12 protein-coding genes are annotated in these 12,632 nt (G+C 75.5%); 7 read left to right on the top strand and 5 right to left on the bottom strand.

Annotation, left to right across the window (positions count from 1 at the left end; all coding sequences use genetic code 11):
• Positions 1-21 precede the first annotated feature (21 nt).
• The gene (glmU, locus tag ADEH_RS20445; protein ID WP_011423004.1) at positions 22-1,488 is read right to left on the bottom strand and encodes a bifunctional UDP-N-acetylglucosamine diphosphorylase/glucosamine-1-phosphate N-acetyltransferase GlmU; all 1,467 of its coding nucleotides are present in this window, start codon (positions 1,486-1,488) and stop codon (positions 22-24) included.
• A gap of 148 nt (positions 1,489-1,636) precedes the next feature.
• On the opposite strand from glmU, the gene ggt reads away from it, so the two are divergent.
• Positions 1,637-3,295: a gamma-glutamyltransferase gene (gene ggt / locus ADEH_RS20440; protein ID WP_011423003.1), complete on the top strand. Its 1,659-nt coding sequence runs from the start codon at positions 1,637-1,639 to the stop codon at positions 3,293-3,295.
• A 26-nt stretch (positions 3,296-3,321) separates the two neighbouring features.
• Here the strand turns inward: ggt and ADEH_RS20435 are convergent, their stop codons facing one another.
• Positions 3,322-4,047 carry a hypothetical protein gene (locus tag ADEH_RS20435; protein WP_011423002.1) on the bottom strand — a complete coding sequence of 242 codons (726 nt, stop codon included), beginning with the start codon at positions 4,045-4,047 and terminating at the stop codon, positions 3,322-3,324.
• Positions 4,048-4,426: 379 nt separating this feature from the next.
• Between ADEH_RS20435 and ADEH_RS20430 the strand changes: the two genes are divergently transcribed.
• The 3 genes from ADEH_RS20430 to ADEH_RS20420 are packed head-to-tail and all read left to right on the top strand — an operon-like array spanning position 4,427 to position 6,656.
• Complete coding sequence (locus tag ADEH_RS20430) at positions 4,427-4,975, top strand: chemotaxis protein CheW (RefSeq protein WP_011423001.1); 549 nt, start codon at positions 4,427-4,429, stop codon at positions 4,973-4,975.
• Complete coding sequence (locus tag ADEH_RS20425) at positions 4,972-5,775, top strand: CheR family methyltransferase (protein ID WP_011423000.1); 804 nt, start codon at positions 4,972-4,974, stop codon at positions 5,773-5,775. Before ADEH_RS20430 ends, ADEH_RS20425 begins: the two co-directional genes overlap by 4 nt.
• A 53-nt stretch (positions 5,776-5,828) precedes the next feature.
• Positions 5,829-6,656: a TatD family hydrolase gene (locus tag ADEH_RS20420; RefSeq protein WP_011422999.1), complete on the top strand. Its 828-nt coding sequence runs from the start codon at positions 5,829-5,831 to the stop codon at positions 6,654-6,656.
• Here ADEH_RS20420 and moaC read toward each other — a convergent pair.
• Both moaC and trxB read right to left on the bottom strand, forming a co-directional pair.
• Positions 6,547-7,044, bottom strand: a complete 498-nt coding sequence (gene moaC, locus ADEH_RS20415) for a cyclic pyranopterin monophosphate synthase MoaC (RefSeq protein ID WP_011422998.1) — start codon at positions 7,042-7,044, stop codon at positions 6,547-6,549. The genes ADEH_RS20420 and moaC overlap by 110 nt on opposite strands.
• 5 nt (positions 7,045-7,049) lie before the next feature.
• Complete coding sequence (gene trxB, locus ADEH_RS20410) at positions 7,050-7,994, bottom strand: thioredoxin-disulfide reductase (RefSeq protein WP_011422997.1); 945 nt, start codon at positions 7,992-7,994, stop codon at positions 7,050-7,052.
• A gap of 212 nt (positions 7,995-8,206) precedes the next feature.
• Here trxB and ADEH_RS20405 point away from each other — a divergent pair, with 212 nt between their 5' ends.
• Both ADEH_RS20405 and ispG read left to right on the top strand, forming a co-directional pair.
• Complete coding sequence (locus ADEH_RS20405) at positions 8,207-9,256, top strand: thioredoxin (protein WP_011422996.1); 1,050 nt, start codon at positions 8,207-8,209, stop codon at positions 9,254-9,256.
• 79 nt (positions 9,257-9,335) lie between these two features.
• Entirely contained in the window at positions 9,336-10,445 is a 1,110-nt protein-coding gene (gene ispG, locus ADEH_RS20400) for a flavodoxin-dependent (E)-4-hydroxy-3-methylbut-2-enyl-diphosphate synthase (RefSeq protein WP_011422995.1), read from the top strand.
• A 49-nt stretch (positions 10,446-10,494) separates the two neighbouring features.
• Here ispG and ADEH_RS20395 read toward each other — a convergent pair whose 3' ends face one another.
• Positions 10,495-10,845 (bottom strand): c-type cytochrome, encoded by a 351-nt coding sequence (locus ADEH_RS20395; protein ID WP_011422994.1) that lies wholly within the window; start codon positions 10,843-10,845, stop codon positions 10,495-10,497.
• Between the two features lie 26 nt (positions 10,846-10,871).
• Here ADEH_RS20395 and ADEH_RS20390 point away from each other — a divergent pair, with 26 nt between their 5' ends.
• A complete protein-coding gene (locus ADEH_RS20390) occupies positions 10,872-12,599 on the top strand; it encodes a proline--tRNA ligase (RefSeq protein WP_011422993.1) in 1,728 nt (575 codons plus the stop codon).
• Positions 12,600-12,632: the final 33 nt, after the last annotated feature.

Raw genomic sequence — 12,632 nt, 5'->3', positions numbered from 1 at the left:
CCACGCGTGGCGCGGGCGCGCCTAACTCGCCCGCCGGGCGGCCGGGCGGCCCTTCCGGGCGGGCGCCGGGCCGGTGGCCGTCCCCTTCATCTGCTTCTCCGCCTGCCGCTGGGCCACCCACCCCTCCTTCGTCACCTGGCGCGCCCGGCCGAGCGCCAGGGCGCCTGCCGGCACCGGATCGGTGAGCGTGGAGCCGGCCGCCACGTAGGCGCCGGCGCCGATCTCGATGGGCGCGACCAGGATGGAGTCCGAGCCGATGAACGCCCCGTCGCCGATCCGCGTCGGGTTCTTGCGCTCGCCGTCGTAGTTGCACGTGATGGTGCCGGCGCCGATGTTCGCGCCCGCGCCGATCTCGGCGTCGCCGAGGTAGGCGAGGTGGTTCGCCTTCGCACCCTTCCCGAGCCGGCTCTTCTTCACCTCGACGAAGTTCCCCACGTGCGCCTCGGGGCCGATGTCGGCGCCGGGGCGCAGGCGCGAGAACGGGCCGAGGATGGCGCCCTCGGCGACCTTCGCCTCCGAGATCACCGTGTACGGGTTCACGGTCACGCCGTCGGCGAGCACGCCGTCGGTGATGACCGCCCCCACGCCCACCCGCGTGCGCGCGCCGACGCGGGTGCGGCCGCGCAGCCGGACGTTCGGCTCGATCACCGCGTCCGCGCCGATCTCGACGCCCTCGTCGCAGTCGAAGCGGGCCGGGTCCTCGATGGTCACGCCGGCGCGCATGAACGCCTCGGCGAGCCGGCCCACCATCACGCGGTTGGCGCGCGCCAGCTCGATGCGGTCGTTGACGCCCGAGGCCTCCTCCGCCGGCACCTCGACGCCGGCCACGCCGCCCGCCTGCGCCGCCATGGGGACGAGGTCGGTCAGGTAGAACTCGCGCTGCGCGTTCGCGGTGCCCACCTTCGCGAGCTTCTTCCAGAGCAGCTCCGCGTCCACGCAGTAGAGGCCCGCGTTCACCTCGCGCACCGCGCGCTCGGCGTCCGTCGCGTCCTTCTCCTCCACGATGCGCGCCGGCCGGCCGCGCGCGTCGCGCACCACCCGGCCGTAGCCGCGCGGCGCCTCGAGCGTCATGGTGGCGAGCGAGACCGCGGCGCGGGCCCGGCGGCGGGCGGACACGACCGCCTCGAGCGTCTCGGCGCGGAGGAGCGGCGTGTCGCCGGACAGGATCAGCACCGGGCCGCGGTAGCCGCGCAGCGCGCGCTTCGCGGCGAGCACCGCGTGCGCCGTGCCGAGCTGCTGCTCCTGGACCGCGAAGCGCAGCGGCGCCTCGGGCAGCGCGGCGGAGAGCGCCGCCTCCACCGCCTCGGCCTGGTGGCCCACCACCACCACCACCGGGCTCGCGCCCAGCTCCACGGCGCGCTTCACCGGGTAGTACGCGAGCGGCCGGCCCGCGACCTCGTGCAGGACCTTGGCCTTGTTCGACTTCATCCGGGTGCCCTTGCCGGCGGCGAGGACGATGGCGGCGAGCGGAGTGCGGGTGCGTGGCATGGTCGCGGAGGCTAGGCGCGGGTGGGGGCTGTGATCAAGCCTGCGCACGTGTGACCCGGAGCGCGGGCGCCCGGGCGGCCGGGGGGTGCGTCCGGAGGTGCCCGCCGGACCGGTCGGGAGGGGGATCCCGGCGTGGTAGAGGTCCGGCATGCCGCTCCTGCTCGCCCTCCTGCTCTCGGCCACCGCCGCCTCCCCGCGCGGCGCGGTCGCCACCGGTCACCCCGCCGCCAGCGCCGCCGCCGCGCAGGTGCTCCGGGAGGGAGGGAACGCGGTGGACGCGGCCGTGGCCGCCGCGTTCGCGCTGAGCGTGGTCGAGCCCGAGTCCTCCGGCATCGGCGGCGGTGGCTTCGCGCTCGTGTACCTGGCGCGGGAGCGCCGGGTGGTGGCGCTCGACTTCCGCGAGGTGGCGCCCCGGGGCGCGTCGGCGACCATGTTCGCGGGCGGCGCCGGGGGGACCGGGCCGTCGCGCTCGCTCGACGGCGGGCTGGCGGTGGCGGTGCCGGGGGCGGTGAAGGGGTACGCCGAGCTGGCGCGGCGCTTCGGGACGCGGCCGCTCCCGCGGCTGGTGGAGCCCGCGGCGCGGCTCGCCGAGCAGGGCGCGCCGGTGAACCTGCACTACGTCCGCGCCGCGCGGAGCCGGCTCCCGTGCCTCGGCGCGCGCCCCGAGGCCGCGCGCACGTTCCTCGAGCGCGGCGACGGCAGGGCGCCCGCCGCGCCCGCGCCCGGGTGGCGGCTCCGCCAGCCCGAGCTGGCGCGGACGCTCCGGGCCCTCGGGCGCGACCCCGAGGCGTTCTACCGCGGGCCCCTCGCCCGGAGGATCGCGCGGGCCGCGCAGGCCGAGGGCGGGGTGCTCACCGAGGCGGACCTCGCCGCGTACCGGACCCGCGAGCGGACGCCGCTCGAGGGGCGCTACCGCGGGCACCGGGTCGTGTCGATGCCGCTGCCCTCGTCCGGCGGCAGCATCGTGATCGGGCTCCTGCAGGCGCTCGAGCACGAGGACCCGCGGGAAGGCGGCTACCGGCCCGAGCGGTTCCTCCACGCCATGGCCGAGGTGGAGAAGCGGCTGTTCGCCCGGCGCGCCGTGCTCGGCGACCCCGCGTTCGTGCCCGGCGCCGCCCAGGTCGAGCGCGAGCTCGTGTCGCCCGACGGCGCCGCGCGGCTCGCCGCCGCCGTCGGCGAGCGCGCCGCGACGGTGGAGGCGCCCCCGCCCACGCAGGAGTCGAGCCAGACCGCGCACCTGTCGGTCATCGACCGGGAGGGGAACGCGGTCGCCCTCACCACCACCGTGAACTTCCTGTTCGGCTCCTGCGTGGTGGTGCCCGGCACCGGGATCCTGCTCAACGACGAGATGGACGACTTCGACGCCGCGCCCGGCGCCGCGAACGTGTTCGGCGCCGTCGGCACCGGCGCGAACGCCCCCGCGCCCGGCAAGGTGCCGCTGTCGTCGATGGCGCCCACGCTCGTGTTCGACCCCGCCGGCAAGCTCGCGCTCGTCGTCGGCGCCGCCGGCGGGACCACGATCCCGACGACCGTGGCGCAGGTGATCTCGCACGTGGTGGACGACGGGATGGGGCTCGCCGAGGCGCTCGCCGCCCCGCGCATCCACCATCAGTGGAGGCCCGACGCGCTGCAGGTCGAGCCGAACGGCCTCGAGGCCGCCACCGCCCGGGCGCTGGAGGCGAGGGGGCACCGCCTGCTCTGGCGCGAGCGCCGCTGGTCGAACGCGCACGCCGCCCGCGTCGCCCCCGAGGGCTGGGTGGAGGCCGCCAGCGACCCGCTGCTCGAGGGCGGGGCGGCGGCGCCGTAGGCGGGTGGGGCTGGCAGCCGAGCGCGTCAGCGCGGTGAGGCCGGGAGCTCGTCCGGCGAGAGCAGCCCCCGCTCCGCTCGTGGTGAGCCCGTCGAACCACGCCAGCCCGTGCGGAGCAGCCAGGTGCGCGGCGCTGCGGTGACCCTGCGCGCGCCGTCGAGCACCCCAGCCCCACCGCCGCGCCACCCGTCGAACCACTTCCCCGACGAGAAGCGGTCCACGCCTCCGCGCCCTGGTGTCTTCCCGAGCCGCGCAAGGTGGCTGCGGTGATTCAGCAGCACGTAGGCGAGCGCGTTGCGGACCTCGGAAGGCGTCCCGAGCACGCGGGCGTGGTAGCGGTCCGCGAAGACCCTGCCGCGCCGCCCCATCATGCGGTTGAGCCCCTTCGCGAGCCGGATGCACAGCCCCTGCATCCCCGAGGAGAGCGCCCGCGACCCGTCCGCCTCCGCGATGAGGTGGAGGTGGTTCCCCTCGAGCGCGAAGTGGACCACGCGGAAGGTGCTGCGAGCCGCCGTGGCGGCCTCGAACGCCGCCTCGACGACCCGGAGCGCGCGCTGGCTCCGCAGGTTCCAGACGTGCGGGAGCACACGCAAGGTGACGTGGACCGGAGAAGAGGCGGTGACCGAAGGCCGCCCGTGGTGCGAGACCCCCGCCCGCGCGCCCGAGGGCTTGCGCCCCGCGCCGGGCCGACGGCCGCCGTGGCTGCGAGGAGGGGAGAGCCGGAACCGGAGCTGACGAGCGCCGCGGATCATGATTGGGCAGATATTAACGCATGGTGAGACGAGGATCCACTCACCGTGTGGGTCGCAAACGTCCGCTACGCTCGCGGAGTCCCGCCCGCACCTCGCATCTCGCGCCCAGCTCGCGGTTCGACAGGCTCACCGCGAGCGGCGAGCATTCCCCCGTCCCGCGCCCCGCGCCTCCCCCTCAGGCCGCTCGCAAGCCGATCCCGCCATCCCCGGTTCCGGCCCTCAGTCCCGCCCCCGACCGCCCCCGCACCCTCAAAGCCCCCTCCACGCCCGCCATCCTGCGCCGCCCCCGCACCTCAAAGCCCCCCCACGCCCCCCATCCCCCTCCACCCCTCCCGCCCCCCTCCCCCCTCGACGGTTGCGCTATCCTCCACCGACGCCGATGCCGACCGACCTCCCCACCGCCTCCGCGCGCGCGGCGCTCACCGCCGAGGTCCGCCGGCTCTCCGGCGCCCTCCGCGACGCGCAGCGGGCGCTCGCGGCGCTCGGCGGCGCCTGGCTCCCGGGGCTGCACCTCGTGCTCGAGACCGCCGGCCGCCGCGCCCTCCTGCCGTCCGCGCAGGTGGCCGAGGTGGTCCGCATGGTCGCGCTCGCCCCGCTGCCGGGCGCGCCGGCCCACGTGCTCGGGACGTTCTCCTGGCGCGGGGTCCCGGTCGTCGTCGCGGACCTCGCCGCCGCCGCGGGCGCGCGCGCGGACCTCGACCTCGACGCGCGCGTGGTGATCCTCGCGGGCGCGCCGGCGCTGGGGCTCGCGGTGGAGCGCGTGGCGGGCACGGTGGACGGCCCGTCGCTGTACGAGGGCGATCCGGCCGAGGCGGCGCCGGAGGGCTGGCGCGGCTCGCCGCTCCTCGCCGGCCTGTGCGTGGACGGCGGCGAGGTCCTCCCGCTCCTCGACCCGTCGCCGCTGCGCGCCGCGCTGGCGGCGCCGTGACCGCGGGCGCGGCCTCGCCGGCGGACCTCGCCGCGGTGGCCGGCGCGCTCGCCGCGGAGACGGGGCTCTCGCTGGCGAGCGGCCTGGGCGACGCGCTGCGGGCGGCGATGGAGCGCGCCGCGGAAGACCGGGGCACGACGCCGGCGCGGCTCGCGGCGGCGGTCGTGGCGGGCGACGCCGGGGCGCTCGCGGCGCTGGTGGAGCAGGCCACGGTGCGCGAGACCTCGTTCTGGCGCCACCCCGAGCAACTCGCCGCGCTGGCGCGGCGCGCCGCGGACGGCGCGGCGCCGCTCCGCCTGTGGTCGGCGGGCTGCGCGAGCGGCGAGGAGGCCTACGGGCTCGCCATGCTGCTGCGCGACGCCGGCCGGGACGCGGCCGCTGGCGATCGCGTCCTCGCGACCGACGTCTCCGCCGGCGCGCTCGAGGCGGCGCGGCGCGCGCGCTACGGCCCGCGGGCGCTGCGGCGCCTCCCGCCGGCGCTGGCGGCGCGCTGGCTCCTGCCGGCGGGCCCGGACGGCGCGCGGGCGGTGCACCCGGAGGTGCGCGCGGGCGTCGAGCTCCGCCACCACAACCTCGTCCGCGACCCGCTCCCCGGGCCCGCGTTCGACGCGGTGGTGTGCCGCAACGTCCTCATCTACTTCGACCCGGCGGTCGCGGCCGCGGCGCTGCGCACGCTGCTCTCGGCGGTGCGCCCGGGGGGATGGCTGGTGCTGGGCCCGGTGGAGCTGCCGCTCGCGGCGGACCTCCCCGTCGAATGGGTGGAGGACGGCGGGGCGACGCTGCTGCGGCGCCCGGGCTGACGGCGCGGCGTCCGCGCGGGCTTTCCCCCCCGCGGCCGGTTACGATCCCCGCCGTGTTCGACGCCTTCCTCCACGCCGGCGCGCTCGGGGCGCGCGAGGTCGCCGACCTCCGCTTCTTCGGGATCGAGGGGGCGCTGGTGGCGTCCGGCGACGGGGGGGGCACGGCGACGCCCGCGGCCATCCGCCGCGCCTGGGAGCAGGTCGCCGCCGCCGCGCGGCGGCTGCGCCGCGGCGGCCTCGCCGCCTGGGCCGCCCTCGGCATCCACCCGCGCCGGATCCCGTCGCGCGGCCTGGAGGCGCTGCTCGCGGAGCTGCCGGACGCGCTGGGCCGCCCGGAGGTGGCGGCGCTCGGCGCGGTGGGGCTGGCCGAGGGCGGCGCGCTGGAGGAGCGGGTGCTGGCGCGCCAGCTCGAGCTGGCGCGGGAGCTGCGGCGGCCGGTGATCGCGGCGGTCCCGCTGCGCGGGCGCGAGCGCCTCACCCGGCGGCTGCTCGCGGCGCTGCGCGAGTCGGAGCTGGAGCCGGCCCGGGTGCTGGTCGCGGGCGCCGATGAACGGACCGTGAAGGCGATCCGCGCCTGCGGCCACCTGGCGGGCCTGTCGCTGTCCGGCGGGGCCGGGCCGCGCGGCGCGGTGGACGCGGCGGTGCGGCTGGTGGCGTCGCTGGGGCCGGAGGGGATCGTCCTCGGCTCCGACGCCGGGGTCGGGGGAGGGGACCTGCTGGCGCTGGCGCGGGCGGCCGACCGGATGGCGAAGGCCGGGCTCGCGCCCGCCGTCATCCGCCGCGTGTGCGGCGCGAACGCGATCCGCTTCCTCGGCGTCGATCCGGCGGGGCTGCGGGGCCGCGCGTCCAGTGCCCGCTCCGCCCGCCCTTCTTCTCGATGAGCTCGATCGCGGTGATCGACATGCCCTTCTCGTACCGCTTCAGCATGTCGTAGATGGTCAGGCAGGCCGCGGAGACCGCGGCGAGCGCCTCCATCTCGACGCCGGTCCGGTCCACCGTGCGCACGGTCGCCTCGACCGCCACGCCGCCCGGGCCCGGCACCGCGCTCACGTCCACGGCGGAGAGCGCGATGGGGTGGCAGAGCGGCACCAGGTCCGGCGTCTTCTTCGCGGCCATGACGCCGGCCAGCCGCGCGGCGGCGAGCACGTCGCCCTTCTCCACCTCGCCCGCGCGGATCCGGCCCACCGTGTCGGCGGACATGGCCACGAAGCCGCGCGCCACCGCCACGCGCTCGGTCTTCGGCTTCGCGCCGACGTCGATCATCTTCATGGCGGCTAGTTCCAGCTCTCGGTGACGTGCTCGCCCAGCCAGCGCTCCGCGTCGATCGCCGCGGAGCAGCCGGTGCCGGCCGCGCTGATCGCCTGCCGGTAGTGCGGGTCCGAGACGTCGCCCGCCGCGAACACGCCCGCCACGCTGGTGGCGGTGGACGGCGCCTTCACGGCGAGGTAACCGACCTCGTTCATCTCGAGCTGGCCCTTGAAGATGCCGGTGTTGGGCTCGTGACCGATGCCCATGAACACGCCCTTCAGCGGCAGCTCGCGGGTCGAGCCGTCGCGGGTGTCCTTGAGCCGGACGCCGGTGACCGCCTTCCCGTCGCCGAGGATCTCGTCCACCACCGCGTTCAGCGCGAGCTCGATCTTCGGGTTCTTGCGGGCGCGGTCCTGCATGATCTTCGAGGCGCGCAGCTCGCCGCGGCGGTGCACCACGTGCACCTTGCTCGCGTACTTGGTGAGGAAGCTCGCCTCCTCCAGCGCCGTGTCGCCGCCGCCCACCACCGCGACCTCCACGCCGCGGAAGAAGAAGCCGTCGCAGGTGGCGCAGGCCGACACGCCGCGCCCCTGGTACTGCTTCTCCGACGGGATCTGCAGCCACTTGGCGGACGCGCCGGTGGCGATGATCACCGCGTCGGCGGTGTAGAGCGTGTCGTCCTGCCAGAGCTTGAACGGGCGCTGCGAGAAGTCCACCCGGGTGATCTCGCTCGCCTCGAAGCGCGTGCCGAAGCGCTCGGCCTGCTTCTTCATCTTCTCCATCAGCTCCGGCCCGAGGATGCCCTCGGGGAAGCCGGGGAAGTTCTCCACCTCGCTGGTGATGGTCAGCTGCCCGCCCGGCTGCATGCCCTCGAACAGCAGCGGCCGGAGGTTGGCGCGCGCGGCGTAGAGCGCGGCGGTGTAGCCCGCGGGGCCGCTGCCGACGATGACGAGCCGCTCGTGCTTGGACATGGCGTGACCTCCCTGGTGCGAGGGGACCTCTGAATAGCCGCTTGGAGCCAGCGTGTCACGGCGAAGGTTCGCCCGCGCATCGCCCGGGCGAGGAGGCGCCCGGCGCCCCGCCGTGCGCGGTCGAAACCGTTGACGGACCGGCCGTTTTGGCGGAAGGTTCGCCTCCTCCGGGCCGTCGGCCCGACACACTTCCCCGCGGAGCCAACATCCCCATGCGCAACGTCGTCCTCGGCGCGCTCGCCGTCCTCGCGGCCGCCTGCCAGTCCCCCCGCCCGGCCCAGCCGGCGCAGCAGAAGGAGAACCCGTCGGCGCCGGTCGCGAAGGTCGGCGGCCAGGCCATCACCGCGGGCGAGCTGGACGAGCTCGTGAAGAGCGACCTGAAGCAGCTCGAGCAGCAGTACGAGGAGCAGAAGTACCAGCTGAAGCGGCAGGGCCTCGAGTCGATGATCCGCCGCCGCGTGTTCGAGGCGAAGGCCAAGGCCGAGGGCATCACGCCGGACGAGCTGGTGAACCGCGACGTGGTCGCGAAGATCCCCGAGCCCGCCGACGACGAGGTCCGCGCCCTGTACGAGCGGGCCAAGGCCGGCGGCCAGCAGCTCCCGCCCATCGACCAGGTGAAGCCGGACATCGCCCGGTTCATCAAGAACCAGAAGGCCCAGGCCGAGCTGACGGCGTACTACGAGAAGCTGAAGAAGGACATGAACGTCGAGGTGCTGCTGCCCGCGTACATGCCGCCCAAGGTCGAGGTCGCGGCGACTGGCCCGTCGAAGGGCCCGGCCGACGCGCCCATCACCATCGTCGAGTTCTCCGACTACCAGTGCCCGTTCTGCGTGCGCGCCGAGCCGACCATGAAGGACGTGATGGCCGCGTACCCGGGCAAGGTCCGGGTGGTCTACCGCGACTTCCCGCTGCCCTCGCACGACCTGGCGCCCAAGGCGGCCGAGGCGGCGCACTGCGCCGGCGACCAGGGCAAGTACTGGGAGATGCACGACCGGCTGTTCGCGGCGAACGGGAAGCTCGCCGTGGACGACCTGAAGGGCTACGCCCGCGAGGTCGGCGTGGACGGCGCGAAGTTCGACCGCTGCCTCGAGTCCGGCGAGAAGGCCCCGGTGGTGCAGGAGCACCACAAGGCCGGCGAGGCGGCCGGCGTGAGCGGGACCCCGGCGTTCTTCATCAACGGCCGGCTCATCTCGGGCGCGCAGCCGCTGGAGGCCTTCAAGGCCGTCATCGACCAGGAGCTGAAGGCGGCGGGCAAGCTGTAGGCCCCGACCTCAGGCTGGCGAAGCCGGCGGCCCCGTCCTAGATCCGGACGCGGCCGCCGTGCCGTTTCGGAGGTGTCGAGTGGGCGCATACGGGAAGGGTGAGGGCGCGGCGCTGGGCGAGCGCCGGAAGACCCGGCAGATCCGGGTCGGCAACGTGCCGATCGGCGGCGACGCCCCCATCGCCGTGCAGTCGATGACCACGACCCAGACCGCCGACGCCGCGGCCACGCTGGCGCAGATCCGCGCGCTGGCCGAGGCCGGGGCCGACGTGGTGCGCCTGGCCGTGCCCGACCAGGACGCCGCCGCCGCGCTGCCGGAGATCGTGAAGGCCACCCCGGTGCCGCTGGTGGCCGACATCCACTTCGACTACCGGCTGGCGCTCGCCGCGCTGAAGGCGGGGATGCACGGCATCCGCCTCAACCCCGGCAACATCGGCGCGCGCGAGCGGGTCCGCGAGGTGGTGAAGGCCGCCCGCGAGCGCATGGTGCCGGTGCGCATCGGCGTGAACGCCGGCTCGCTCGAGAAGGACATCGTCGAGAAGCACGGCTGGCCCACCGCCGCCGGCATGGTGGAGAGCGCCGAGCGCCACATCCGCTTCCTCGAGGACGAGGGCTACCGCGAGATCAAGGTGTCGCTGAAGGCGCACGACGTCGCCATGACCGTGCAGGCGAACCGGCTCTTCTCCCGCCAGTTCGACTACCCGCTCCACCTCGGCGTCACCGAGGCCGGCACGCTGCTCGCCGGCACCGTCAAGAGCGCCGCGGGCCTGGGCATCCTGCTCGGCGAGGGGATCGGCGACACCATCCGCATCTCCCTCACCGCCGATCCGGTCGAGGAGGTGCGGGTGGCGCGCATGCTGCTCACCTCCCTCGGCCTGAAGTTCGGCGGGGCCACGCTCACCTCCTGCCCGACCTGCGGCCGGTGCTCGGTGGACATGATCCCGGTGGCCGAGCGCGTCGAGCGCCGCCTCGCCACGCTCAAGGGCGAGGTGCAGGTGGCGGTGATGGGCTGCGAGGTGAACGGACCCGGCGAGGCGGCCGCCGCCGACGTCGGGATCGCCTACGGCCACAACGGCGTGGGGCTGCTGTTCCGCGACGGCAAGATCGTGAAGCGCATGAAGGCCGAGGAGCTGGAGGAGGCGCTGGTGGCCGAGGCCATCCAGATCTCCGGCCAGCGCGCGCCGAAGTAGCGCCGGCGAGCGTCCCTCGACGGGCTCGGGACGAGCGGACGCAATCCGCTCACGGCGCGCGGCCGGCGGCGAGCGCGGCCAGGTAGGCCGCGAGCGCGCGGCGGTCGGCGTCGGTGCCGCGGAACGGCGGCATGGCCGGGTTCAGCTGCGGCAGGCGCCCCAGCGCCTCGTACGCGCGCGGTGCGTCCCAGCCCGCGACCCGCGGGGCGAGCGGGATCTCCCGGTGGCAGTGCCAGCACTGCTGGGTGAGCACGCGCTTGCCCTGGGCGGCGAGCTCCGGGGTCTCCACCGGCGGGGGCGCGCGCCGGCCGAAGGTGCCGGCCGGGAGCTGCGACAGGAGGGCCGCCCCCAGCCCCAGGACCACCGCGGCGAGGAGCGCATGGCGGGTGCGCGCTGGCATGGGGTTCCATTGTATAACCCACCCCCATGCACGCCGTCCGCTACACCCAGGCCTTCATCCCCACGCTCAAGGAAGCGCCCGCCGACGCGCAGGTCGCGAGCCACAAGCTGCTCGTCCGCGCCGGCTTCATCCGCCAGCTCGGCGCCGGCATCTACGACTACCTGCCGCTCGCGAAGCGCTCGCTCACCAAGATCGAGGCGATCGTCCGCGAGGAGATGAACGCCATCGGCGGCCAGGAGTTCTTCCTGCCCGCGCTCCACCCCGCGGAGATCTGGAAGGAGTCCGGCCGCTGGGAGGTGATGGGCGACAACATGTTCCGGCTGAAGGACCGCAAGGGCGGCGACTACGGCCTCGGCATGACGCACGAGGAGATCTTCACCGCCATCGCCCGCGACGAGCTGCGCAGCTACCGGCAGCTCCCGCAGGTCTGGTACCAGATCCAGACGAAGTTCCGCGACGAGCCGCGGCCCAAGTCCGGCCTGCTGCGCGTGCGCCAGTTCACCATGAAGGACGCGTACTCCTTCGACGTGGACCGGGCCGGGCTCGACAAGAGCTACGAGGACCAGCGCCAGGCCTACGAGAAGATCTTCACCCGCTGCGGCCTCGACTTCGTGGCGGTGCAGGCGCACTCCGGCTCGATGGGCGGCAGCGAGTCGTCCGAGTTCATGGTGCGCACCGACGCCGGCGAGGACCTGGTGGCCGCGTGCCCGAGGTGCCGGTACGCCGCGAACACCGAGACCGCCACCTCGCGCGTCGCCGCCGAGGCCGACGGCCCGGGGCTCGCCGCGCCCGAGAAGTTCCCCACCCCCGGCGTCGTGACCATCGAGGCGCTGGAGCAGGCCCCGCACTCGGTGCCGGCGCGGCGGCAGCTGAAGACGCTCGTCTACATGGCCGACGAGCGGCCGGTGATCGCGGTGGTGCGCGGCGACCAGGAGCTGAACGAGGCGAAGCTCCAGACCGCCACCGGCGCGCAGGTGGTCCGCCCGGCGCACGCGGAGGAGATCCCGCCGCTCATGGGCGCGCACGCCGGCTCGCTCGGCGCGGTGCGGTTCACGAGGGCGCGCGTGGTGGTGGACCCGTCGCTCGCCGACCGCAAGGACATGGTCACCGGCGCGAACGAGGACGGCTTCCACCTCCGCGGCGTGGACGTCCGGCGCGACCTCCTCGCGCACGGCGCCACGCTGGCCGAGCTGCGCACGGTGAAGGCCGGCGAGGGCTGCCCGCGCTGCGACGGCGCGCTCGAGGTGTTCAAGGCGCTCGAGGTCGGCCACATCTTCAAGCTCGGCACCAAGTACTCCGAGTCCATGAAGGCGACCGTGCTCGACGCCGGGGGCAAGCAGGTGCCCATCGTCATGGGCAGCTACGGCATCGGCGTGGAGCGCATCCTCGCGGCCGCCATCGAGCTGCACCACGACGACAACGGCATCGTGTTCCCCATGGCCATCGCGCCGTTCCACGCCACCGTGCTCACGCTCGGGCCGGAGCCCGAGCTGCGCAAGGCGGCCGAGGAGGTGGTGGCCGCGCTCGGGAAGGAGGGCGTCGAGGTGCTGTTCGACGACCGCGACGAGCGCGCCGGGGTGAAGTTCAAGGACGCCGACCTGCTCGGCATCCCCATCCGCGTCGCGGTGGGGAAGAAGGGGCTCGCCGCCGGCAACGTGGAGTGGAAGCTGCGCAGGGGCGGCGCGGTGGAGCTCGTCCCGCTGGGCGAGGTCGCGCGCAAGGCGGCCGAGGCCGTGCGGGCGGCGACGACCTAGTCGGTCCGGCCCGGGCGGGCGCATCCCGCCGCG

The organism is Anaeromyxobacter dehalogenans 2CP-C (assembly GCF_000013385.1).
Classification (GTDB): Bacteria; Myxococcota; Myxococcia; order Myxococcales; family Anaeromyxobacteraceae; genus Anaeromyxobacter; species Anaeromyxobacter dehalogenans_B.
This window is presented reverse-complemented; position numbering and strand designations above follow the sequence as displayed.

Bases quoted from the DNA above. Each gene is read 5' to 3' on its own strand.
- trxB (WP_011422997.1), bottom strand. From the start codon at position 7,994: ATGTCCAAGCACGAGCGGCTCGTCATCGTCGGCAGCGGCCCCGCGGGC.
- moaC (WP_011422998.1), bottom strand. From the start codon at position 7,044: ATGAAGATGATCGACGTCGGCGCGAAGCCGAAGACCGAGCGCGTGGCG.
- ggt (WP_011423003.1), top strand. From the start codon at position 1,637: ATGCCGCTCCTGCTCGCCCTCCTGCTCTCGGCCACCGCCGCCTCCCCG.
- ADEH_RS20395 (WP_011422994.1), bottom strand. From the start codon at position 10,845: ATGCCAGCGCGCACCCGCCATGCGCTCCTCGCCGCGGTGGTCCTGGGG.
- ADEH_RS20405 (WP_011422996.1), top strand. From the start codon at position 8,207: ATGCGCAACGTCGTCCTCGGCGCGCTCGCCGTCCTCGCGGCCGCCTGC.
- glmU (WP_011423004.1), bottom strand. From the start codon at position 1,488: ATGCCACGCACCCGCACTCCGCTCGCCGCCATCGTCCTCGCCGCCGGC.
- ADEH_RS20430 (WP_011423001.1), top strand. From the start codon at position 4,427: ATGCCGACCGACCTCCCCACCGCCTCCGCGCGCGCGGCGCTCACCGCC.
- ADEH_RS20390 (WP_011422993.1), top strand. From the start codon at position 10,872: ATGCACGCCGTCCGCTACACCCAGGCCTTCATCCCCACGCTCAAGGAA.
- ADEH_RS20435 (WP_011423002.1), bottom strand. From the start codon at position 4,047: ATGATCCGCGGCGCTCGTCAGCTCCGGTTCCGGCTCTCCCCTCCTCGC.